At 56.9% G+C, this 23,727-nt stretch carries 20 protein-coding genes; 2 read left to right on the top strand and 18 right to left on the bottom strand.

All coding sequences use genetic code 11. The annotated features are described in order from the left end of the window. Positions 1–103: 103 nt before the first annotated feature. From ABEV74_RS07625 to ABEV74_RS07540, 18 genes are all read right to left on the bottom strand, one after another. On the bottom strand, positions 104–1,837 hold the full coding sequence (locus ABEV74_RS07625) for a sensor histidine kinase (protein ID WP_430144854.1): 1,734 nt from the start codon (positions 1,835–1,837) through the stop codon (positions 104–106). 30 nt (positions 1,838–1,867) lie between these two features. Then, positions 1,868–3,349 carry a response regulator transcription factor gene (locus ABEV74_RS07620; protein ID WP_430144851.1) on the bottom strand — a complete coding sequence of 494 codons (1,482 nt, stop codon included), beginning with the start codon at positions 3,347–3,349 and terminating at the stop codon, positions 1,868–1,870. Between the two features lie 94 nt (positions 3,350–3,443). Continuing rightward, positions 3,444–4,232 (bottom strand): DeoR/GlpR family DNA-binding transcription regulator, encoded by a 789-nt coding sequence (locus tag ABEV74_RS07615; protein WP_430144848.1) that lies wholly within the window; start codon positions 4,230–4,232, stop codon positions 3,444–3,446. A 104-nt stretch (positions 4,233–4,336) separates the two neighbouring features. Continuing rightward, complete coding sequence (locus ABEV74_RS07610) at positions 4,337–5,380, bottom strand: galactitol-1-phosphate 5-dehydrogenase (RefSeq protein WP_430144846.1); 1,044 nt, start codon at positions 5,378–5,380, stop codon at positions 4,337–4,339. Between the two features lie 5 nt (positions 5,381–5,385). Then, positions 5,386–6,888: a xylulokinase gene (locus ABEV74_RS07605; RefSeq protein ID WP_430144844.1), complete on the bottom strand. Its 1,503-nt coding sequence runs from the start codon at positions 6,886–6,888 to the stop codon at positions 5,386–5,388. Between the two features lie 27 nt (positions 6,889–6,915). Then, positions 6,916–7,770 (bottom strand): class II fructose-bisphosphate aldolase, encoded by an 855-nt coding sequence (locus ABEV74_RS07600; RefSeq protein ID WP_430144843.1) that lies wholly within the window; start codon positions 7,768–7,770, stop codon positions 6,916–6,918. 32 nt (positions 7,771–7,802) lie between these two features. Further along, entirely contained in the window at positions 7,803–8,735 is a 933-nt protein-coding gene (locus ABEV74_RS07595) for a carbohydrate kinase family protein (RefSeq protein WP_430144841.1), read from the bottom strand. A gap of 309 nt (positions 8,736–9,044) precedes the next feature. Further along, positions 9,045–10,208, bottom strand: coding sequence for a multiple monosaccharide ABC transporter permease (gene mmsB, locus ABEV74_RS07590; RefSeq protein WP_430144937.1), 1,164 nt, complete (start codon positions 10,206–10,208; stop codon positions 9,045–9,047). Next, a complete protein-coding gene (gene mmsA, locus ABEV74_RS07585) occupies positions 10,208–11,740 on the bottom strand; it encodes a multiple monosaccharide ABC transporter ATP-binding protein (protein WP_430144838.1) in 1,533 nt (510 codons plus the stop codon). Before mmsA ends, mmsB begins: the two co-directional genes overlap by 1 nt. Positions 11,741–11,818: 78 nt before the next feature. After that, complete coding sequence (chvE, locus tag ABEV74_RS07580) at positions 11,819–12,940, bottom strand: multiple monosaccharide ABC transporter substrate-binding protein (protein WP_430144835.1); 1,122 nt, start codon at positions 12,938–12,940, stop codon at positions 11,819–11,821. A 102-nt stretch (positions 12,941–13,042) separates the two neighbouring features. Then, entirely contained in the window at positions 13,043–14,263 is a 1,221-nt protein-coding gene (locus ABEV74_RS07575; protein ID WP_430144832.1) for a response regulator, read from the bottom strand. A gap of 3 nt (positions 14,264–14,266) precedes the next feature. Continuing rightward, positions 14,267–16,015 carry a cache domain-containing sensor histidine kinase gene (locus tag ABEV74_RS07570; RefSeq protein WP_430144829.1) on the bottom strand — a complete coding sequence of 583 codons (1,749 nt, stop codon included), beginning with the start codon at positions 16,013–16,015 and terminating at the stop codon, positions 14,267–14,269. 71 nt (positions 16,016–16,086) lie between these two features. Continuing rightward, the gene (locus ABEV74_RS07565) at positions 16,087–17,106 is read right to left on the bottom strand and encodes a substrate-binding domain-containing protein (protein WP_430144828.1); all 1,020 of its coding nucleotides are present in this window, start codon (positions 17,104–17,106) and stop codon (positions 16,087–16,089) included. Positions 17,107–17,430: 324 nt separating this feature from the next. Then, complete coding sequence (gene spoIIR / locus ABEV74_RS07560) at positions 17,431–18,162, bottom strand: stage II sporulation protein R (RefSeq protein ID WP_430144826.1); 732 nt, start codon at positions 18,160–18,162, stop codon at positions 17,431–17,433. Positions 18,163–18,349: 187 nt separating this feature from the next. Next, positions 18,350–19,342 (bottom strand): peptide chain release factor N(5)-glutamine methyltransferase, encoded by a 993-nt coding sequence (gene prmC, locus ABEV74_RS07555; protein ID WP_062490085.1) that lies wholly within the window; start codon positions 19,340–19,342, stop codon positions 18,350–18,352. Positions 19,343–19,409: 67 nt separating this feature from the next. After that, positions 19,410–20,477, bottom strand: coding sequence for a peptide chain release factor 1 (gene prfA / locus ABEV74_RS07550; protein ID WP_062490083.1), 1,068 nt, complete (start codon positions 20,475–20,477; stop codon positions 19,410–19,412). A gap of 129 nt (positions 20,478–20,606) precedes the next feature. Then, positions 20,607–21,707, bottom strand: a complete 1,101-nt coding sequence (gene ychF, locus ABEV74_RS07545; protein WP_430144822.1) for a redox-regulated ATPase YchF — start codon at positions 21,705–21,707, stop codon at positions 20,607–20,609. A 140-nt stretch (positions 21,708–21,847) separates the two neighbouring features. Further along, positions 21,848–22,792, bottom strand: coding sequence for a DUF6612 family protein (locus tag ABEV74_RS07540; RefSeq protein WP_430144820.1), 945 nt, complete (start codon positions 22,790–22,792; stop codon positions 21,848–21,850). 93 nt (positions 22,793–22,885) lie between these two features. On the opposite strand from ABEV74_RS07540, the gene ABEV74_RS07535 reads away from it, so the two are divergent. Further along, on the top strand, positions 22,886–23,047 hold the full coding sequence (locus tag ABEV74_RS07535) for a hypothetical protein (protein WP_430144817.1): 162 nt from the start codon (positions 22,886–22,888) through the stop codon (positions 23,045–23,047). Between the two features lie 124 nt (positions 23,048–23,171). Next, positions 23,172–23,663, top strand: coding sequence for an NUDIX hydrolase (locus ABEV74_RS07530; RefSeq protein ID WP_430144815.1), 492 nt, complete (start codon positions 23,172–23,174; stop codon positions 23,661–23,663). The last annotated feature ends 64 nt before the right edge of the window (positions 23,664–23,727 follow it).

Here is a 23,727-nt window from a genome sequence, read left to right as displayed (position 1 = left end):
TAAGCAAAGGTTCAAAAGCGCTTACATGTTGATTCTGTTATCATTTTAGCTTTTGCCATCGGGAATAAAAATGAAAAATCTTTGAGTTTGTTGCGCTTTCTTTTTATACTTGCTCGCGATACTTTTTAGGCAGAACGATCGTCATTTCCGTCCCCTTTCCGCTAACGCTCCGAATTCGAAGGCAGTAAGGCTCGCCGAAATACAGCTTGATTCGCTCCTCCACATTTTTGAGGCCGATTCCGGTATGCATCTTTTTATCTTTCCCTGCTCCGCTCTTCCACTCCTTCTCGTCCATGCCCGCCCCGTTGTCGATGACGCTGATTTCTAAAAGTACGCCGTTTCGGACATGCGCTTCGATTCGTATCAGGCCGCCTTCTTCCTTCGACTCCATCCCGTGGTAAATCGCATTTTCGACCAGCGGTTGCAGAATCAGGTTCAAAACGCAGCACTCCCAAGCCTCGTCCCCAATATCATACACCACTTCAAAAATATCGCCATAGCGGTATTTCTGAATGGTGATGTAATTTTTGATCATGTTGATTTCTTCCTCCAAGGTGACAACCCGGCCCTTGTGAGAAATGCTGTACTTCAGCAATTGGATAAGCGAGGTAGTCATATGGCCGATATTTTCCACGTTTTGAATGACCGCAAGCCATCGGATCGAATCCAGCGTGTTATACAGAAAATGAGGATTAATCTGCGATTGAAGCAGCTGGAATTCCATTTCGCTTTTTTTCTGTTCCTGCTCGATCGCGGTCTTCAACAGAGAATCCAGTTTCACGACCATTTTATTGAAGGAGTTGCTCAATTGCCCCAATTCGTCGGTCCGGGTAATTTCAATTCTCGTATCCATATCACCTTTCTCGAATTGTTTGATCTTGCGGTTCAATTCGATAATCGGGGTCGTAAAGTAAATCGACAACCGGTACGAAGCGAGAAACGAAACGATTAGAAAGAACAGCAGCGCGAACAGCCCGATTTGGCCCAATTGATTCATCGACGTATTAATTTTGGCCGTATCGATCATCCGCACAATTCGCCAATTGCTGTAGCTGATGGAATCGGAGACGATAATGCTTTCCTTGCCGAAAATCTTGCCGTTGATCCGGGTTTGATTCATGTCCAACAACTGGGGATATTGCACGATGATTTCGCTTAGGTTAGCGGTGTAGGGATAACTGAGGACCGTTTCGTTTGCGGCTGTGACGATCAGCACCTTTTCGTCGGCTCCGCCCGTCGTCGTCGCCACAATCTCCTCCAGATAGGACCGGTTGATATCGATCACGAGAAAACCGATCCGATAGCCCGACTGCGGCTGGAAGATCGGGACGACAAACGAAATGACTTTGTCGTTTACGCACAAGAAGTAATAGGCTTCCGCCGCGTCCTTGTAACAATTCTTCAGCATGGCCTCAATCTCCGCATTTCGTTCGCCGATCCGTCCCTCCACGTCGTCGAAGACGGTGCTGAAGTAGGCGCCATTCTCGCGGTTTCCGATAATCTCGATTTTCCGGATATACTCGTGGACGGAAACCAGATTGTAAATGAGGGAATTGACGACCGTACGCGAATTCTCCTCCTCTTCCGCGCCAAGGTAAGAGGCGCCGCTTAGCGCATGGATGACATTCGCATTTCTGCTGATCGAGCTCACCGTCTTGTTCATAAAACTTAGAATCAGCTCGACGCTTTGCTTGGTCCCGTTGGAATAGCGGACAGCGCTGTCCATTTCCTTTTCCCGCATCGTTTGAAAAAAGTAAAAGTAGACGATGACGCTGATCGAGATCAGCATCATCACGACCAGGGATGAAATATAGAGAAAAATCTTTTTTTGAATCAAGCTGCCACCTGCTTTTGGGATGTTGGCCGCTTACCCGTTATGTTCGAGCGGAGCGGACGATTTTTTGAACTCCTGGCAACTCATCCCCGTCGTTTCTTTGAACACCTTGCTGAAGTAATACGGATTGTCGAAGCCGACCATTTTCGCGATTTCGTACGCCTTGTAGTTGGTATGAAGCAGCAGTTCCTTCGCTTTTTCGATGCGGATATTGTTCAGGTAGCTCGTAAAGTTCACGCCGATTTCCTGCTTGAACAACAGGCTGAGATAGCTCTTGTTGATCTGCAAATAGTCCGCCAATTGCGACAGCGAGATATTCTCGTCATAGTGTTGCTGCAAAAACCGGAGGCTTTTCGCGATATGGACGGAGCAGATGTTGCGCTCGCCGTGCTGGCATATCTTTTTATAAACGTCGATCACATAGTTTTTCACTTCGTCGAATCCGGAAAAGTCGGCAAACGACTGCTGATTCAAAATCAGATTGTTCGAGTCGAACAGCTCCGCATTCTCGCGGATCAGCTTGCCGAATGCATTTTGCACCGTATCGACAGATTTTCGATTGTACAGCGAATGAAACACGTCCTCCAGAAACTTCTCCACCCGCTCGGCGTCCTTCAGCCGAACCAGCTTGTTCAACTGTTCCATATCGAGATGAAGGCTTCCGCATCCGTCAGGCGCATTCGTCCGGTCTTCGGCATAAATCGCGATCTCGTTCGTGAAGAAGCTCTGCTCCCGGGCGCAGCGGGACTGATCATAGAGCAGGCGCAATTGGTCGGGCGCGAAGCCGATGCTGCTGATGCCGATGAAGAGATGCTGGTTCAAAAACTGCTTCGTATTGTTTCGGACCGTCTGCACCATCCTTTTGATCCGCTCCGGCATGCCGTCCATCGTTTCGCCGCCGCTCAAAATGAAAATGATTTCATTTTTGCACAAGACGGAAAACACCTGAAACTCCTTGCTCTTGAGCGTCTCCAAAGCCATCGATTCGATCGTCTCTTCTTTGGTCAAATCCCATTTTTCCGCTCCCGGTTCAGCGAAATTCAGCAGCATGGAAATAACGGCGAACGGGGGGCCTTGCAGCTTCCCGCTTAAGGCCGCAAGAATGCCTTCCCTTTCCCGCTCCGTTAGATTATCCTTAAAAAGACGGTACAAATTGGCGTGGAAGCCTTCGTGTTTCTTGTCGTTGACGGGCAGCGGCCGTTCGCTGTGAAAGGGTCCGGCCAAACTTTCAAGCGCTTCCAAAACTTTTTCCGCCGAAATCTCATGCTTCAGAATATACGCATTGACGCCCAGTTGAATCCCTTTCTGGGCATATTTGAAATCGTCATAGTTGGAAAGAATGATGACTTTTAACGACGGGCGTCTGCTCTTGAGTATCCGGATAAGCTCCAACCCGTCCATGAACGGCATCGAGATGTCGGTCAGCAAAATGTCCGGCTCGGTTTCGTTGAAAATTTCGATGGCTTCCGCCCCGTTCTTGGCGTCGCCCAACAACGTATAGCCTTTCTCTTCCAAAAATATTTTACCAAATAATAGAAAAGACCCTTTCGGGTCATCGCCAATTTCTATCGTTGGACGACGCCAGGAAAGAGTCTTGAAAGTAAGTATGTCAGGTTACAATCACCCGAATGCCCCGCTCTCGAAGCTGGTCCAGCTGATCCGGCGGCGCCTTCGAGTCGGTAATGACGGTGTGTACCTGATGGGAGTCCACGATCCGGTAAAAGGCGAACGTGTCGAATTTGCTGTGATCGACAAGCGCCACGACATGCCTGGCGTTATCGATCAGCTTCCGCACCACTCTCGCCTCCTCCATGCTGGGCGTAGTAAAGCCTTTCTCCACACCGAAGCCGTTCGCGCCGAAGAACACATACTCCGTATAGACGCCGTCAAGCGATTTTTCGGCCGTTTCGCCGATCAGCGCGAACGTGTTGGGCCGCAAACGGCCGCCTGTCATAAACAGCTCGATGCCGGGGCGGCCCATAAGCGCCGTGGCCACGTTAACCGCGTTGGTGACGACCGTCAGCGAGGAACGGTCCCGAATATGCTCGGTTATCCGGCCGGCGGTCGTTCCCGGAGCGATCGCTACGACCATTCCGTCCCGAATCAGCTTGGCGGCCTCGGCGGCAATCGCCGATTTCTCGGCCGCCAGCCGATCCTCCTTCTCGACAAAGGACGGTTCGATAAACAGCTTCTCGTTGAGCACAGCCCCGCCATGACTTCTGATCAGCCAATTGTCCTGCTCGAGCTTCTCGAGATCTTTTCGCACCGTCACCTCGGACACCGACAGCGCGGAGCTGAGAAACGACACATCGACGCTTTTATGGCTTTTCAAATAATCGAGAATAAACTGCTGCCTTTCCAGGCTGCGCATCTTTCGTTGCTTCCGCGGCTCGCCCATCGCTGATTTTCCTTTCCATGATCCGAGCTGACGCCATCGATCGGCTCCGGAGGGTTTCGTTGCGGCACAGTTTCTAGTATAGGAAATTTGAAGCAGGCAGGCAATCAGCCGGGAAGCAGCATCAATTTGCCTTTGACGCCGCCGGGCGTCCGGTACAAATCGAAGGCCGCGTTAATTTCATCAAGCGGAAATGTCCGGTCGATCAGATCCTTGAAATTCAATTTGCCTTGCTTCAGAAAATGCAGCGTCGTCTCCCATTCCTTGCCGGGAAACGGGGCGCTGTAGGACATCCACGAGCCGGTCAGCGTAAATTCCTTGCGGTTCATCAGCTCAAACCGTTTCGGAGAAAACGTCAAATCCCGCACAGGCGTCCCGATAAAGCAAACTTTCGCCTTGTTCGCGGCGAGCTCGAAGCTTTGCTTTATCGTCGCATCGGAACCGGCCGTTTCGAGAACGACCTCATAACCTCTGCCGCCCGTAATCTGTCTCCAGCTTTCCTCAGTGGCAGCCCGCAGATTGTTCAGCACATAGTCCGCGCCCAACTTTCGGGCCAGTGCCAGCCGGTCATCGTCAATATCGAACACGGTGACCTCCCGGGCGCCCATCAGTTTGACCCATTGCAACGCCAGCAGGCCGATATTGCCGCCGCCGAGAATGGCCACTTGTCCGCCGCCTTCGAAACGAATGTGCTGCAGAGCATGAAGCGCCACGGAGGCCGGTTCGACGAAGGCGGCTTCTTCGAAGCTGACCGCATCGTCGAGCGGGATCGCGTTCATTTCCGGCAGGACGACGTATTCCGCCCAGCTTCCGTTCACCCGCGAACCGATAAACGAGTAAGATTTGCACTGCGCATAATTTCCGGCCTGACAATCGTGGCAGCGGAAGCAAGGCAGGAGCGGCACGCCCGCTACGCGATCGCCGACCTTCACCCTGGAAACGCCTGCTCCGATCCGTTCCACCACGCCGGAAAATTCGTGACCGAGCACGATGGGATAATGATGGGCCGCATTGCCGAGCACTCTCGGCAGGTCCGAACCGCAAATGCCTGTCGCCTTCACCTTCACCAAAATTTCATGCGGCTGAAGAGACGGAACCGCAACGTCCTCCACCCGGATTACATTCCGCGCATGCAGCACCGCTGCTTTCATATGCGTCACCCACCCATCCTTGGAAAAAGATCTTTCAGCCGTTCGTAGCATTCCAGATAAAGCTCGAAGACGTCGCGGTAAATTCGTTCGTTGTTCGCGATCGGCGTCTGTTCGCGCTGTATCCGAACCGTCCTTGCGACCGCATCCTCGCCGTTCTTGTAAACGCCGGCGCCGATACCGGCCAAAATGGCCGCGCCCAAGGCCGCCGCCGAATCGGAGGACGGAATTTTAAACGTCTTGCCGGTGACATCCGCTTTGATCTGCGTCCACAGCGTGCTGTTGGCCGCTCCGCCGACGCTGTGCAGCGCATTCACGGGAACGCCGGAAGCTTCGGCCGTGACCAGATTATGCCTCAGCGCCATGGCGCAGCCTTCCATGATCGCCCGGATCATATGGCCTTTCGTCGTTTCGAAGCTTAAGCCGAGAAACACGCCGCGAGCATGCGGGTCCCAGATCGGCGAGCGTTCGCCCGCCATGTAGGGCAGAAACAGCAGCCCCTCGCTGCCGGGGCGGATTCGCGAAGCCGCTTCGTTCGCCGCTGCGAAGAAATCGTCCTGCGCATCGCCGGCTAACTCCCTTTTCAGCCAATTCAGGCTGCCGCCGCCGACCGTTCCGCCCTGAAGAATCCATCGATCCGGCAGCACATAGCCGCTGAGAATCAGCTTGTCGTTTTTGACCGGGCGATCCATCACAATGCTCATGCCGCCGGCTTGCCCGCCTTGCTCCTGCACCTCGCCCGGCAGAACCGCGCCGGCTCCCAGTGCGGCGCATGCCGCATCCAATCCGCCCGCGACGACAGGCGTCCCGGCTGCCAGTCCGGTTTCCGCAGCTGCCGCAAGCGTGACCTCGCCGACTACATCGCTGCACCGACAGATCGGCGGGAGCAGCTCGGGGGCGATGCCCATCCGCTCGCACAGCGTCTCGTCCCATGCGAGCGTTTCGATGTTGAACGCATGAAACCCGTTGCCCTGCGATACGTCCAGGGAATAGCGGCCGGTCAGCTTATAGACGATATAGCCGTTGCATTGAAGCACCTTCTCCGTCCGGCTGTAGATATCCGGCTCGTTCTCTTTGATCCACAGCACTTTGCCCGTTACGTACGAAGGCGATATCGGATTGCCCGATACCGCGAACAATCGCTCCGCACCGATCCGCTCCGCGATCGTTTCGCACTGCCTGACCGTTCGCCGATCCAGCCAGATCATGGCGTTGCGCAGCGCCCGGCCTTGCCGGTCCACGGGAACGGCCGCCCCGCTCATGCCGTCCACGCCGATGCCCTTGATGTGTGCCGGATGAATGCCGGTACGGTGAAACATTTGACGGAGGCCGTCGCGAACGGCCTTCCACCAGTCCCCGGGATTTTGCTCGACGCTGCCGGGCTGCGGGTAATGCGTCGGATAGCGGGTCGTTCCCTGGAACAGAATGTCGCCGTCCGGCGTAAACAATGCGATTTTGCAGCCTGATGTCCCGACGTCGATGCCGACCAAATACGAATTCGCGATGTCCATCGCCCCCTTTCCCGATTACCGGGCAGGCTACGCTTTGCCCGCGCATCCGCTCAACCGCATTTTCTCCTGCGCCAAACGTTTGACGGCTTGCTTGGCTGCCGACATATACGAACGGGGATCGAGATCGTCGGGGTTTGCGGCAAACGATTGCTGCAGCGACAATGAAAATGCGTTCTTCAGTTCGGTCGCCACATTGATTTTGGCCATACCGAGCGATACGCACCGTTTGATCTGCGCCTCCGGAATGCCGGAGCCGCCGTGCAGCACCAGCGGGACTTCGACTTTGCCGGCAATGTCCTCGATCCTTCGAAAATCGATGTCGGGCTCGCCTTTATAAATGCCGTGCGCGGTGCCGATGGCCGGAGCCAGCGTCGGAACCCCCGTCAGTTCGACGAATCGGCGGCACTCCTCCGGATCGGCCAGCGTGGCCTTATCGTCTTCCACACGGATGTCGTCTTCCACGCCGCCGACTTTGCCCAGCTCCGCCTCCACATTGACGTTCAGCGCGCGCGCGACCTCGACGACCTTGCGGGTCATCTCCACATTCCGCTCGAACGGATGCATCGACTGGTCGATCATCACCGAAGTGTAGCCTGCGCGCATACATTGCAAAATCAGTTCGAAGTCCTGGCAATGATCGAGGTGCAGCGCGATCGGCACGCTGGCCCTCCTGGCCGCTGTCTGCGCCGCGCCGACAATATACTCGATGCCCAAATGTTTGACCGTTCCGACCGTCGTTTGCAAGATCAATGGAGAACGGCTCTCCTCGGCCGCTTCCACGACAGCCTGCAGCATTTCAAGCGTATGGACGTTGAAGGCGACGATGCCGTAGCCCCGTTGTCTGGCCTCGATCAGTAACGGAGTTGAAGAAACCAAAGCCATGGCGGATGCCTTCCTTTCTGCAATTCGATTTTTTAGAGGCCGGCAAAGGTCCGGATCGACCGTAAATCCCGGATGCCCTCCATCGGCCCCCGCGCCGTTGTCGAGAGCGCGGCCGCCGCGTTCGCGAAACGGAGCGTCGTCTCCCAGGACCAGCCATGCAAATAACCGTATACGACTCCCGCGTTGAAGATGTCGCCGGCCCCGGTCGGATCGACGCAATCGACCCGGAATCCCGGCGCCGATACGGAAGCGGCGCCGTCGAGATAGACCATGCTGCCCTTCTCCCCCATCTTCCTGACGACCGTGCCGATCCCCTGCTCGTGCAGCCAGGCGGCCGCTTCATCCGCACGGTCGCAGCCCGTTAGCCATTCGAGCTCCTCCCCGCTCGGCAGCAGGATGTCCGTATGTTGAAGCACCGGATCGTACCAGCTCCGCCAGCTTCGGTCCTCGGCCAGCTCAGGCCGCAAATTCGGATCGAAGGTCACTATGCCGCCGTCTTGCTTGACCTGACCGATCGCATCGTAGATGAGGCTGCGGTAAGCTTCGTTGACCGTCAGGCTCGTGCCGCTGATATGCAGCACCTTCGTTCCGGCCAAATATCGGGCGTCCGCGGGATGCCGGACGTCCACGGCGGCGGAATCTTTCATATGGAACAAAAATTCGCGCGAGCCGTCGTCGAAATACGTGACAAACGCCATGCCGGTCGTCCTGGCGCTGCGGTGAACGCAAGAGCAGTCCACGGCATCCCGCTCAAGCCGATCGATGAGGCAGCGTCCGAACGCATCCTGGCCTACCGCCCCGACGATGCCGGCCTGCAATCCCCACTTGGCCGCCGCATCGATGAAGATCGCCGGCGCCCCGCTCGGATAAGGCCCGGCAAACAGCCCCGGCTCCGAAAGCGGGCAATTGGTCTCGGTCCGCATAATCTCGACCAGCATCTCGCCGATTGTAAACACCCGATTCACGCCATCACCCCTCAAGGCTGCCTGACGGCGCCTTTGATGATACCGCCGTTCGCCGCAAGCCGTCGATATCACGAACATCGATATCGCGAACTTGATCGATCGCGGCCCAAAAGTTACGAATCATTTTAAATAATTTCGATTTGTTTCGATTTTATAATAAGACCGCACGTTAACCTCTGTCAACAATTACGTTTTATTTCGAAAAAAATATTTTCGAAAGTTCTTCCTGGATCGCAATAAAGCGGGCGGTTCCGCCGGTCTGTCCAGACCTCGAAACCGCCCGCTTGTTCAGTTGGTTCCAGTATGCCGTTAAGCCCCGCTCTTGTTTTTATTGTAAATGTCAAAGCTGACGGCAAGCAGCAGAACGAGCCCCTTGATTCCCTGCTGCCAGTCGATGCCGAGGCCGATCAGCGACATCCCGTTGTTCATGACGCCCATCACGAGACCGCCGATAATGGCGCCAATGACCGTTCCGATGCCGCCGGAAGCCGAGGCGCCGCCGATAAACGCCGCCGCAATCGCGTCCAGCTCGAAGTTGACGCCCGCCTTGGGCGTGGCGGCATTCAGCCTTGCCGCATAGATCAGGCCGGAAAGCGCGGCCAGCGCGCCCATATTGACGAAAACCCAGAACGTCACCTTCTTCGTTTTGACGCCCGACAGCTTCGCGGCCTTCTCGTTGCCTCCGATCGCGTAGACGTGCCGCCCCATGACCGTCCTTTTCATCACGAACGTATATACCGCGACAAGCGCGAACAGCAGAATCAGAATAAACGGTATACCTTTGTACCGGGCAAGAACAAACGTGAAAATATTGATCACCGCTACCATAACCGCCAGCTTCAGGACGAACCACGGCATCGGCAGCACGTCGAACCCGTACTTTTGCTGGGTGCGCCGGCTGCGGAGTTCCTGGACAACCGTCACGAGCGAGAGCGCAACGCCGACGACAATCGTCAGCATATGAACAGAGTTGCTGCCGAAATCCGGAAGAAAACCGGTGCTGATCTTCTGAAACGCCTTCGGAAAGGGCGCGATCGACTGGCCGTTCAGCACGATCATCGTCAGGCCGCGGAACAACAGCATGCCGGCCAGCGTGACGATGAAGGACGGAATTCTGACATAGGCGACCCAAAACCCTTGCCAAGCGCCCACGGCAGCCCCGATCAACAGCGACAGCACCGTCGCGGCGTAAAACGGCATGCCGTAATCCACCATCATAATAGCGGACAGCGCGCCGACGAATGCGGCGACCGAACCGACAGACAAATCGATGTGGCCGGTAATGATCACCATGACCATCCCGATGGCAAGCACAAGAATGTAGCTGTTCTGTTGAATCAGGTTCGTCACGTTGAGCGGCTTCAGCAAAATGCCGTCCGATAAAAACTGAAACAGCAGCGTGATCAACACCAGCGCGACGATCATTCCGTATTGCCGGATGTTCGTTCGGAACACATTCTTGATGACGTCCATCATTCATTCCCCTTGCCTTTCGTCATATATTTCATCAGCAATTCCTGGCTTGCGTCCTGGCGCCGGACTTCGCCGGTGAGACGGCCCTCGCTCATCGTGTAAATCCGGTCGCACATGCCGAGAATTTCCGGAAGCTCCGAGGAGATGAGCAGCAGGCCCTTTCCTTCCGCGGCCAATTGATTCATAATCGTATAGATTTCATATTTGGCGCCGACGTCGATCCCCCGGGTCGGTTCGTCCAGCATGAGGATATCGGGTTCGGAAAAAATCCACTTGCTGAGCACGACCTTCTGCTGGTTGCCGCCGCTCAGGTTGCCCGTTTTCTGCAGCACCGAGGGCGTTTTGATGTTCATTTTCCGGCGGAATGTCTCGGCGACCACAAACTCCTCGTTTTCGTTCACGACCGTATTGCGGGAAATCCGGACCAGATTGGCGAGCGTCGTGTTCCGCTTGATGTCGTCGATCAGAATAAGGCCGTATTGCTTGCGGTCCTCGGTTACGTAGGCGATCCCGTTGTCGATCGCGTCGCTGACGGTGCGAATCCGCAGCTCCCGGCCGTTCTTGTAGATTTGTCCGCTGATCTGGCGGCCGTACGACCTGCCGAATATACTCATGGCCAGTTCGGTTCGTCCCGCTCCCATCAGCCCGGCAATGCCGACAATTTCGCCCCGGCGTATATGAAAATGGACGTCGTCGATCACTTTGCGGTCCTGCTGCGGATGATAGACATTCCAGTTGCGGACTTCGAAGATCGTTTCTCCGATGTCGGGCGTTCGTTCCGGATAACGGTTCGTCAAATCCCGGCCTACCATCCCTTTAATAATCCGGTCTTCGGTTACATGGTCCGCCCGCATATCCAACGTCTCAATCGTTTTTCCGTCCCGGATAATGGTGATCGAATCCGCCACTTTGGCAATTTCGTTCAGCTTGTGCGAAATGATAATCGAGGAAATGCCCTTTGCTTTTAATTGCAGGATCAGCTTCAGCAAATTTTCGCTGTCTTCTTCGTTGAGCGCGGCCGTCGGTTCGTCCAGAATGAGCAATTGCACCTTTTTGGACAGAGCTTTGGCGATTTCGACCAGCTGCTGCTTGCCGACGCCCAAGCTTTGAATCAATGTGTTCGGATGCTCCTTCAGACCGACGGTTTCCAGCAGCGCCTTCGTTTTGACGAACGTCTCGTTCCAGTCGATAAAACCGCCGCGCTTCTGCTCGTTGCCGAGAAAAATGTTTTCCGCAATCGACAGATACGGAATGAGCGCGAGCTCCTGATGAATGATGACGATGCCCATCTGTTCGCTTTGCTTGATGTCTTTAAACTGGCAAACTCGGCCCTTGAACAGAATTTCGCCTTCGTAGGAGCCGTGCGGGTATACCCCGCTCAGCACTTTCATCAGCGTCGACTTGCCGGCGCCGTTCTCGCCGCAGAGCGCGTGAATTTCGCCCGCCCAAACCTTCAGGTTGACATTCTCCAGCGCCTTGACGCCGGGGAATGTTTTCGTAATCCGTCGCATCTCCAGGATCGCGTCCGTCATATCGTCACCCGGCCTTTCTTCCTTCAGGAAATGATTTAAAACGGGGCCGGAAATAACCCCGGCCCGCAGCTTCCTGCATTATTTCAATTGGTCTTCGGTATAGTAACCCGTGTCGACAAGCGCTTCCTTGTAGTTGGATTGGTCCACGGATACTGGCGTGAGCAGGTAGGAGGGGACGATTTTGACGCCGTTGTCGTACGTCTTCTCGTCGTTGACTTCCGGCGTCTGGCCGTTCAGAATCGCATCGGCCATTTTGACGGCGACTTTGGCCAGCTCCCGGGTATCCTTGAACACCGTTTGCGTCTGCTCGCCGGCGATAATCGACTTGACGGAAGCCAGCTCCGCATCCTGGCCGGTGATGATCGGCAACGGCTTGTCGGCGGAACCGTAGCCTACGCCTTTGAGAGAGGACAGAATGCCGATCGAGATGCCGTCATACGGGGACAGGACCGCGTCGACCCGTTCCGCGGTGTAGTTGGCGCTGAGCAGGTTATCCATCCGGGATTGCGCAACGCCGCCGTCCCAGCGCAGCGTGGCTGCCTGTTCGAACTTCGTCTGTCCGCTGCGGACGACCAGCTTGCCGGAATCGATATACGGCTGAAGCACGCTCAGCGCCCCGTCGAAGAAGAAGTACGCATTGTTGTCGTCCGGCGATCCGGCGAACAGCTCGATGTTGAACGGCCCTTTTCCTTCTTTCAGGCCAAGCTTTTCTTCGATATAAGAGCCTTGCAGCACGCCGACCTTGAAATTGTCGAACGTGGCGTAATAGCTGACATGCTCGGTTTTCTTGATCAACCGGTCGTAAGCGATGACCGGAATATTCTGATCGGCCGCCTTCTGAATGACGTCCGTAAGCGCTTCTCCGTCAATGGAAGCAATGACAAGCAGCTTGACGCCTTTGGTGATCATGTTTTCGATCTGGGAAACCTGGTTTTCGATAATGTCTTCGCCGTATTGAAGGTCCGTCGAGTAGCCGAGCGCCTCGAACTCCTTCACCATGTTGGCGCCGTCGTTCACCCACCGTTCCGACGACTTGGTCGGCATCGCAATCCCGATGGTGCCCTTGCCGCCGCTCTTGCCGCCGGAAGAGCCGTCCGAAGCGGTCCCTTGAGCGCCGCCGTCATGGCCGCTTCCGCAAGCGGCGAGCGCGAGTACGAGTACGAGCGCGATGATCCATACTGCCGGTAATGTTTTCTTCACTTCAAAACTCCCCTTTCGTTTTGACTGAGAAAACTTTATCATGGCAGCGCTTCCATCGTCTTTCGACTAAAACGACACCTTTTTAAGAAAATATAGCTTTCCTTATGCATCCTCGTCGGCGGCTTCGCCTTTCCGGTAACGGTTCGGCGATACGCCTACCGCTTTTTTGAACGCCGTGCTGAAATAGTGCTGCGATTCGTAACCGACCGCTTCCGCAATGTCCGCGATGCTGCGCGCTGTCGACCCGAGCAGCTGGATCGCTTTCGAAATACGAATCTGCGTCAGCAATGCGACGAACGTTGTGCCGAGCTCTTGCTTGAACAGGCGGCTTAAATAGACGGAAGACACCCCGACCGCCTTCGCCACTCGTTCCAGCGACAGCTGCGGATCGTCATAATGGTCGCGCAAATATTGCCGCGCCCTGCGAACGACCGGCGAGATCGACGTTTCCTTGTATACGCCTCCCCGTGCTTTCCGATAGGCGGACTCCACTCCCCGAAAGCCGCCTTCCACCGGTACGGCCTGCGCCACCACGTGCAGCTTCAGATAGCGGACGACCGCTTGCTCGACCGAAGCGAACAAAGCGGTATCGGATGATTCCCATACGATAGCGCAGATGAATCCGAAAGCATCGCGGAACAGCACGTGCGGGGACGGGGCGATCAGTTCTTCGGCGATATTTTCGATCGCAAACAGCATAAGCTGCCGGTCGCGTTCCGAGCGGACGGACTGCCCCAAATCCACTTCCGGCCAGCGTACGATCCCGACCATCGCCGGCGGCGAGTCGGGCAGCAGCAAAAAACGGAGCTGCTCTTCGACTTCCTGAACGCTGATCGCGTTCTCGATCCATTCGTGGCAGAACCGTTCGCGCAGCAGCGGAATGTTTTTGCGAATTTGCTGCGACGCCAGCTTCAGATGCTTCTCCTGCGTCCGGGAACGCTCCAGCTGATCCCGGATGCCGTGCAGCACTTCGGCAAGCTGCTCCGGGGTTGCCGGCTTCAAAATATAATCGTCCACACCGTAACGAATCGCTTGCTGCGCATAACCGAACTCGTCATGCCCCGTCACGATGACGATCCGGCAGTCCGGCAGCTCACGCCTGACTTCCTGAATGAGCGCCATGCCGTTCATGATCGGCATATTCAAGTCCACGAGCATCAGATCCGCTCTGCATGCAAGCGCCAGCTCCAGCGCCTCTTCGCCGTCCTCCGCTTCGCCGGCCACGGCAAAATCCATTTCGTCCCAATCGACGGCATCCCGCAGCCCTTCGCGAATGATCGGTTCGTCGTCAGCGATAATAACCTTCCATTTATATCCATTCACAGGTCATTCCTCCTCCGTCAGCGGGTAGACCAGTTTGACCGTCGTGCCTTTCCCGCGTTCGCTCTCGATGAACAGATCGGCCGCTTCCGCGCCGTAAGTCAGTTTAAGCCGCGCCTGCACATTGGCCAGCCCGTACCCGGAACCTGACGTTTCCATTTGCGCGTCCGTCCCGCGATCCAGCTTGCGGCGAATGTTTCCTAGCCTCTCCTCGTCCATTCCCGCGCCATCGTCGGCGACCGTCAGCACAATGCGGTCTCCCTGCCGCTCGCCTTTGACCGCGACGCTTCCCGGCCCTCTCCGTTCCTTGATACCGTGGTAAATGGCGTTTTCCACAATCGGCTGGAGGATGACCTTCGGCACGAAGCAATGGGCAATGTTCGGATCGAGATCGAGCGTATACTGCAGTTTGTTTTTGTACCGCTGCTTCTGGATTTGCAAATAGCTGCGGACATGTTCGAACTCCTCGGCAAGCGGGACGAATTCGTTTCCTTTGCTCAGCCCGATCCGGAACAGGCGGGACAGCGACTGCACCATCTCGGAGACATCCTCCGCCCCCTGCTTGCGCGCCATCCACTGGATCGTATCGAGCGTATTGTAAAGAAAATGAGGTTTGATCTGCGCCTGCAAAATGCGGAGCTCCGCTTCCCGTTTCTGCTTTTCCTGCTTCTCGGTCAATTGCAGCAAATCGTTGATTTTGGTCAGCAGGCTCGTGTAGCTGCGGCCAAGCATCCCGATTTCATCCCGGCTGTCCCCCCAATAACGCGTCGTCAAGTCGCCTGCCTCCGCCCGCTGCATAAACGTCATCAATCGATGAATCGGCCTTGAGATGGAATGCGACAGTGCGAATGAAGCCGTTATGCCGAGGAAACAGACCACGAACACGAACGTTCCGACATACAGACGGATCCGCCGCGCTTCCGGCGCCGCCTCTTTCGTCGAAAACACGCCGATCGTCGACCAGCCCGTAAACGGGGATTTCCGGAAAATAAACTGCAGCTTTCGCCCGTTAACCGATTTCACGAATTCGCCGGACAGCTGCCCGTTCAGCCATTGGTTCGGAATGTTTTGAAACCCGAGCTGCTTCGGCACATAAATCGGATCGCCTTTTTCGTCCAGCACCATCAGCACCCCCGTTTTGCCCAAGCGAACATCCTTCGCCGTCTCCGCGACAACCCGCAGCTTCAGGTCGATTAATACGACGCCCAGTACCTTCTGCGTCTCCGGGTCCAGAATCGCCCTGACGGCGGACACGACTTCGCTGTCCTTGTAGTTGGCGTGCGTCGTCACGCTCCGCTTGTACGGATGGCCGACGATTTTGAATATGCCTCTTGCGGCCACCGCCTCCTGGTACCATGTCTCCAGCGTCAGATCTCCCGGAGCTTTGGCGTACATGTCGTTGCTCAAATACTCCCCTCTCGCGTTGACGACCATAAGTCCGGCGATTTCGGTCTGCAGCGTCGGAAAGCCGCGCAAAAATTGCAGCGCTTTCTCTCTGGCGGCCGCATCCAGCGGTTCCCGGCTCAGAAACCGGCGAATTTCCGGGTTGTAGGAAAGGAGATAGGTCGTGTTTTGGGCGCTGCTCATGTAAAATTCGAGCGACTTGTTCACTTTCGCGATGAGCTGCAGCGTATTTTCGTTCAATTGCCGTTCGATGACCCGATTGACGACCCAGTCCGTCAGGACGCCGAGCATCAGCGACGGGACGATCGTGATGAACAGAAAATGAATAAGCAGCTTGTAGCGGATCGGCAAAGCTTCATCTGCAAACGCTGGAAAAAAGGGACACCTTCATATCCGTTCATATCTTCCCGTTCCTTTCCCGTCTACCTGGCGTAAAAAAGCTCGACGTTGTCTTGGGTGACGATCGTAATGCCGGTATCGATAAAGGGAGGGAGCGGGTGAACGCCGCCTTTCTCCTCGCTGCTCGGCTGGACAATCCCGTGCCGCAGATGAAACAGACCCAGCAGCGACCAGTAGCCCATATTCCAGGTGCCTTGCGCGAGCGTGGCGTCGATCGTCCCGTCCTTGACCATGTCCAGCGTTCCCTTGTCCGTATCGAAGCCGATGACGATCTTGCGGCTAGGCAGCTTCAGCTTCTTCATCGCCTGGCCGATGCCGACGCCGCCATTGGCTTGCGTGGCGAAGAAGCCGTCGAGTTCCGGATGGCGCGCGACGATGTCTTCGGCCGCTTGCCTGGAGGCGTCGATCGTCCCTTTCCCGTCAGCCACCTCCACAATGCTTAAGCCGGAAAACTCCTTGGCGATCGTGTCCTGGAAACCTTCGGTCCGCTGCCGGTGGTTCAACTGGTTCGGCTGCGTAATGACCGCGACGGTTCCACGGCCGCTGAGTCGCCTGGCCAATTCGCGGGCGGCGACGGCCCCGGCGCGGTAGTTGTCCGTTCCGACAAAGGACTGCGCGCCGCTTCCTTCCGCTCCCGAATCGAACAGCACAAGCGGAATGCCCGCCTTCGCCGCCTTGCCGATCGCTTCGTTCAGCTTTTCCGGATCGATCGCCGTGACGGCGATTCCGGCCGGCTTTCTGGCAATTACCTGTTCAAGCACCGTAATTTGTTCGATCGGATCGTACTGCGTCGCCCCCCGGAAATCGACCGCGACATTCAGCTTTGCGGCTGCATCCTCGAACCCTTTCATGACGGGCCGCCAATAGTCGATATTCGACTGAAACGTCACCATCACGTACTGCTCCTCCACGTCGCCGACCAGACCGTCGGACGGCTCGCCAAGGCCGTCCTCTCCGCTGTTCCGGATGCCGTATTGCCAAAGAAAAAGCAAAAAGGCCAACGTCAGTAATCCATACACGAACAGCAACAAAGACTTTTTCAAGGGAAAACCTCCTCGAGCGGTTATTTTTCGGCACGCCGAAGCACCGGTTTGAGATCGCTTTTTCTTAAACCGGCAAAGACTTTGCTTTCGGCAAAAAATGATAGCGCTTGCAAATCGGTTGCAGGACGGCTTCGAAGTGCTGTCGGAACGATGGGAAAATCATGCTCTACTTATGATCATTCACAAGTCATGTTACTGGTAATTCGATAAAATCGCGGGAAAGGCCTGCCTGGAAAACTTTTTTACCAGCCGTCTGAGACAAAAAAAGCCGCCCCGCAGGTTTACCCAACCTCCGGGACAGCTTCAAGCGGCTTGCTATTCTGTTTAGACGAACAAGCTGCGAATAAACGACAGTATCGATTGGATCAATTCCCACAGGAAGAAACGGGCTTCCGGCGTTTGCGCGCCGGCGGCTTCGCCCCGGTCTTCCATGGAAGAGACGGAGCCGTCCGCGGTCGCCGAAGCGGCGGTCGCTTCTCCGGTCACGCTGTCCACGAAGCAGAGCGGCGGAAACAGCACGCACCACCAGTTTTGCCCTTGCCCTTCGCCCAGCGTGATGCGCAGCGCCTCGTAATCGCCGGCCGGGTAAACCCGCTTGCCGTAAATTTTGGTCGGAAACGGCACGACGGCCAGCTCCGCGCGAAATCCGTAAGCAAAGCCGCGGCTTCTCAATTCGGCTTCGACGATTCGTTCGATGTCCGCCATCCGCGACCGGATCTCGGCACGCGCTTCCCCGATCGTCTGCGGGCCGGACACCCAGCCGTTCATCGCTTCCACGACGGCATCGCGGACATGCCGCTTGACCGCCTGATCGGCGGCGGAATCCGAATTGGCCAATATGCGCAGCCGAATCGACTGCTCGGGAATGGCGGCGTCCGCAACGGCAGCGTCGGTCCGCTGCGTCTCCCAACTCATGACGAGCACGCACAGTGTGACGAACAGATACAGATAGGATAACCGAAAAGGATAACGATAATGGCGGATCATCCAACACAAGCCCCTCTCGCGCACCCGTCGGTGCATCAGCTTGCGTTCCGGAACGTTTCTATCCGTCATTATTTCCGGCTAACCTGTCTTCTAAACTATCATTCGGAAAAAAAGAAAGTAGATTCGGCTTTCCGCTGCCGGCCGTACGGCAAACCGCCGCCAAAGGCCGGCTGACGAACGGCCGATCTGTTTTGCGCCATCTTTATGCGGTTCCGCCCTGTTGCCGCCGTTCTGCTGCGGACCTTGTCCGGGAGTGTCAGCTCCCGTCATCGCTATGCCGGACGGCCAGCACATGGCGCTCGATGCCAGCATAGTCGCGCACGATCCGGATCTCGTCCCATGCGCCGAACCGGCGCAGCATGCCGGCCACCTCCGGGGCTTGACCCAGGCCGAGCTCGAAGGCGACGATGCGCGGAATGCGGGCGAGCTGCGGCAGCATGCCGATCATGCGGCGGTAGGGCGTCAGACCGTCGTCTCCGCCGTCGAGCGCGAGACGCGGCTCGTAATCGCGCACCTCTCGCTGCAGGCCGGGCAGGTCGCCGGACGGGATGTACGGCGGGTTCGACACCAATACGTCGATCCCCAGGCCTGCGGCGGGCGGGCGTTCATCTCCGCGCGCCCGCCGCGTTCCCTCGCGCCCGACGAACGGCGCGAGCAGGTCGCCCTGCACGAACGCTATGCGCGACGCGACGTTGTGGCGCTCCGCGTTCGTGCGGGCGACCGCAAGCGCGTCCGCCGACAGGTCGGACGCGCATACGCGCCAGCGCGGACGCTGCACCGCCAGCGTCACGGCGATGGCGCCGCTGCCCGTGCCGACGTCGGCCACCGTCGGCACGATCGCCGCGCCGCCCGGCGCATCGCCCGGGCGCGCGGCCTGCGCAGGCGGCCAGCATGCATCGGCCGCCTCCAGCACCGCCTCGACGAGCAATTCCGTCTCGGGGCGCGGAATCAGCACGGCCGGCGTCACCGTGAACGCCAGGCCGTAAAACCATTGCTCGCCCGCGATATATTGCACTGGCTCGCCGGCCGCCTTGCGCGCGACGAGTCGCTCCCAGCGGGCGGCTTCTTCCTGCGGGAACGGCTCCCGCCAATCCCGCAGCAGCTCCGCGCGCGTCGCTCCCAGCAGATGCATGAGCAGCCGCTCCGCATTCGCGCGCGCCTCCTCCACGCCGCATGACGCCAAAAACGAGGAAGCCTGCATGCAGGCTTCCCCAATCGTCGTCCCCGGCGCCGTCCTAAACTGGCTCATCCCTGTTCCTCCCGGGCACCGTTCTGTTTTGTCATGTCTCTGCAGCGCCGCGCCCCGCTTCGACGGTTCACACGCTCTGCTCGAGCAGCTCCGCCTGCTCCGTCAGCGTCAGCGCGTTAATAATTTCATCCAGCTCGCCGTTCATGATCGCGTCGAGCTTGTGCAGCGTCAGGCCGATCCGGTGATCGGTCACCCGGCTCTGCGGAAAATTGTACGTGCGGATCCGCTCGCTCCGGTCGCCCGTTCCGACCTTGCTTTTGCGCTCGCCCGCGTATTTCGCTTCTTCCTCCTGCCGGCGCATGTCGTAGATGCGAGCCCGCAGCACCTGCAGCGCCTTGGCCTTGTTGTCGTTCTGCGATTTGCCGTCCTGGCATGTCGCCACGATGCCGGTCGGGATATGCGTGACGCGCACCGCCGACTTCGTCGTGTTGACGGACTGGCCGCCGGCGCCGCTCGAACAGAACGTATCGATGCGAATGTCTTTGTCCAGAATTTCGACCTCGATCTCTTCCACCTCGGGCATGACCGCCACCGTCGAGGTCGACGTATGAATGCGGCCGCCGGATTCCGTAACCGGCACCCGCTGCACCCGGTGGGCGCCGCTTTCGAATTTCAGCTTGCTGTAAGCGCCTTTGCCGGACACCATGAAAATAACTTCCTTGAAGCCGCCCAGGTCGCTCTCGTTCGCTTCCAGCAGCTCGACGCGCCAGCCCTGGGAGTCGGCGTATTTGGTGTACATCCGGTACAGATCGGCCGCGAACAGCGCCGCCTCGTCCCCGCCCGCCGCGCCGCGGATCTCGATAATGACATTTTTGTCATCGTTCGGGTCCTTCGGCAGCATCAGCACGCGAATGCGCTCTTCCAGCGCCGCACGGCGGGCGGTCAGCTCCTCGATTTCCAGCTTGACCATCTCGCGCATCTCGTCGTCGAGCTTCTCGCCCAGCATCGCTTTGGCATCGTCGAGCTGCGCCAGCACCTCTTTATATTCCGTATAGGCCGTGTAAGCTTCCTGCAGATCCGACTGCTCCTTGGAATACTCCCGCAGACGCTTCGGATCGTTTGCTACATCCGGATCGCACAGCAGCTCGCTGAGCTTCTCATACCGGTCGGCCAACGATTGTAAACGGTCCAACACCGTATTTCACCCCTAAGTTTTCTGCAAAAATGTCGTCTCTCCATTATACCACAAACCTGCCGCAGGCGATACGGACAGTCGGAAACGGCAAGGCCGGCTTCCGCAGCGGGAAGCCGGCCTTGTTCGGTTTTAGACGTTGAAGCGGAAATGCATAATGTCGCCGTCCTGGACGACGTAATCTTTGCCTTCGAGGCGAAGCTGGCCTCGCTCGCGCACCGCGTTCATCGAACCCGCGGCAACGAGATCGTCATAGGAGACGACCTCCGCGCGGATAAAGCCGCGCTCGAAGTCGCTGTGGATAACGCCTGCCGCCTGCGGCGCCTTGGTGCCCTTGCGAATCGTCCAGGCGCGCACTTCCTGCACCCCGGCGGTGAAATACGTATACAGTCCGAGCAGCTTGTACGCCGCTTTGATCAGCCGGTTCAGGCCCGATTCCGCTAGTCCCAGCTCTTCGAGAAACAGCTTCTTGTCATCGCCGTCCAGCTCGGCAATTTCGGCCTCCACCCGGGCGCTGATCGGCACGACTTCGGCTCCTTCCGCCGCCGCGAACTCGCGGACTTGCTGCACGAACGGATTGTTGTCCGCATCGGCCGCCTCCGATTCGCTGACGTTCGCGGCATACAGCACCGGCTTCATCGTAAGCAGATGCAGGTCGCGGACGACCAGCCGCTCCTCGTCGGACAGCTCTACGCTGCGCGCCGGCTTGTCGTTGTACAGCGCCTCCTTGAGCCTCTCCAGCACCGCCAGCTCCTGGGCCGGTTTCTTGTCCCCGCCCTTCATGCTTTTGCGGGTCCGCTCCATACGCTTCTCGACCGTATCCAGATCGGCCAGAATCAGCTCCAGATTGATCGTCTGGATGTCGCTGAGCGGGTCGACCCTTCCCGCCACATGCGTAATATTATCGTCGCGGAAGCAGCGGACGACATGCACGATGGCGTCGACTTCGCGGATATGGGCCAGAAACTTGTTGCCGAGCCCTTCGCCTTTGCTCGCCCCGGCGACCAGGCCGGCAATATCGACGAATTCGAAAGCCGTCGGTACCGTCCGGTTCGGCTTCACGATCTCGGTCAGCTTGTTCAGCCGCTCGTCAGGCACTTCCACGACGCCGACGTTCGGATCGATGGTGCAGAACGGATAGTTGGCAGATTCGGCCCCTGCCTGCGTAATCGCATTAAACAAGGTCGACTTGCCTACGTTCGGCAATCCGACGATTCCACAAGAAAGTGGCATGACGAAAACACTCCTCTAACATGACATGGTCTTTCGCCATTATACTCGAAGAACAGGGTGAGCGAAAGACCGGGCGTGCGGCCGCTAACGCACAACAGCTAATCATGCATCGCTATGACCGGCCGCTAATGTCCGGCCGCCTATTCCTCCAACAGCTTCTCCAGCTCTTCCATCGTTTCGGCGTCCGGAATGATGACCTCCGGCGCCCGCTTCGCTTCGTCCGGCACGTCCGCCTCGAACGGTTCTCCCCAGTCATCGTACCGGACGCTCATCGTCTGCGTCAGCTTCGACGGATGGCCCGGCTCGAATTCGAGCGTCAGATCGGCGGTCACATCGACCGTTACCGGACGCGCGGTGTCCGGGTCGAGCACGATCCGGTAACTCATCGTTTCGGTCTCGATGCTGTCCTCGACCCCTTCCGGGAGCGCGCCTCCTCCCAGCGTAACGGTCAGAACGTCGATCAGCAGCGCGCGGGCGTCCTCTCCCGCGCCGTCGCCTTCGTAAGCGAGCACGACGTTCCCTTCATCATCTTTCGTCGCCGAGAACGCGGCGGCATGTCGGGCAAGCCGCTTCATCTGATCGGCGGGCGCGATTTGATAGTCGGACATCGACGCCTTGATTTTCGGCAGCTCCGATTCGTCCATCCGGCTCCACTCGCCGGTTACTAGGTCCTGTGTAAAGTAACCGTCCGGCGTCAAATACGCAGCGAGCTTATCCGTCTGGCCGTCAAACGTCGATTCGACCGTCTGCCTCATGACAAGCGGCTCGATCGACACGTTGCCCTCATTGGCTATGACAAGCTCGGACGTCTGCCCGTCCGTCGTCAGCCGCTGGTCCAGCTTCATATCGATGCCGAAAACGTCCACGCCTTTGAACGAAGCGGCCGCTTTGTCCAGCCACTCCTTCGCATCGCCGGCCCGAACGGCGGCCTCCGTATGACTCCCTCCCGATTTATCGCCGCTTGCCGGGCTCTCTTGCCTTTCATTGGAACAGGCGGCCGCCAGCGCCACCGCCGCCGCCAGCAGCGCGGCAACCGCCAGCAGCCGGACCGCCCGGATTTTCACCTTTTTCGCTTTGTGCGGCACATCGATCGCCTCCCTGGATGTCCTGCCGCGCATTCGCGCGGAATGCCGTATCTCCCGCCGGGAATACTACGTCCGGACAAGGAGGTGACGGCAATGGAAAACCAATCCCACAAAAACAACTATAAAGGAACTACCCGTATGAATGCCAAGAACCAAGATATGGCTTTTGTCAACGACACGGTCGAGGACGCCAAATCGACAAGCAACTTTTCGCCAAAAAAGAAAACGCTGTTTTCGAAAAATTGTTGCTATTGAGTCAATTACAAAATAAGGATAAAATTAATTATGGAAATCAATTATTACTCCACTGAACTAAACCAGCAGGAAAGTGCGAATAGAATAATTATACAAACGATACCGCATAAGGAGGTTGTAATATATGCCATTTCCAACGCACATCGTATCAGCAGGAGGATATGTGGAAGACGGGCAAGGAAATATCCTTTTAGTAAAAACTCGTGACGGTGGTTGGGTTTGCCCTGGTGGGCAAGTGGAAGTTGGTGAAAATCTGATAGATGCTTTGGTTCGTGAAATCAAAGAGGAAAGCGGAATTGACGCTTCAGTTAGCTATTTAGTTGGTGTAAGCTCGAATACAGGGATTTTTAAATGGTATGATGGCGTGACGGATGTTCCTACGCAAGTTATATTTGATTTCGTATGTAAACCCGTTGGTGGGGAGTTGTTAGCTGTCACTGAAGAAACAACCGATAGCCGCTGGGTGGCGAAAGATAAAGTTCTTGATTTCATTACACATCCAGCTATTCGTGCTCGCTATCAGGCTTATTTGGATTTTAATGGAGCGGTAAATTACATGGAGTATGTAACACACCCCGAGTTCATAATAAAACATGAAACATATATATCGAAGTAGATTGTTTCACGGTATTGAACAAACGAAGAAAAGAGTTAATGAATAGTTGAGTCCGTATAATTGT

Source organism: Paenibacillus cisolokensis (genome assembly GCF_050481165.1).
GTDB classification, from domain to species: Bacteria; Bacillota; Bacilli; order Paenibacillales; family Paenibacillaceae; genus Paenibacillus_AH; species Paenibacillus_AH cisolokensis.
Note: the sequence above shows the minus strand (reverse complement) of the source record. Positions and strands in the feature narration are given on the sequence as shown.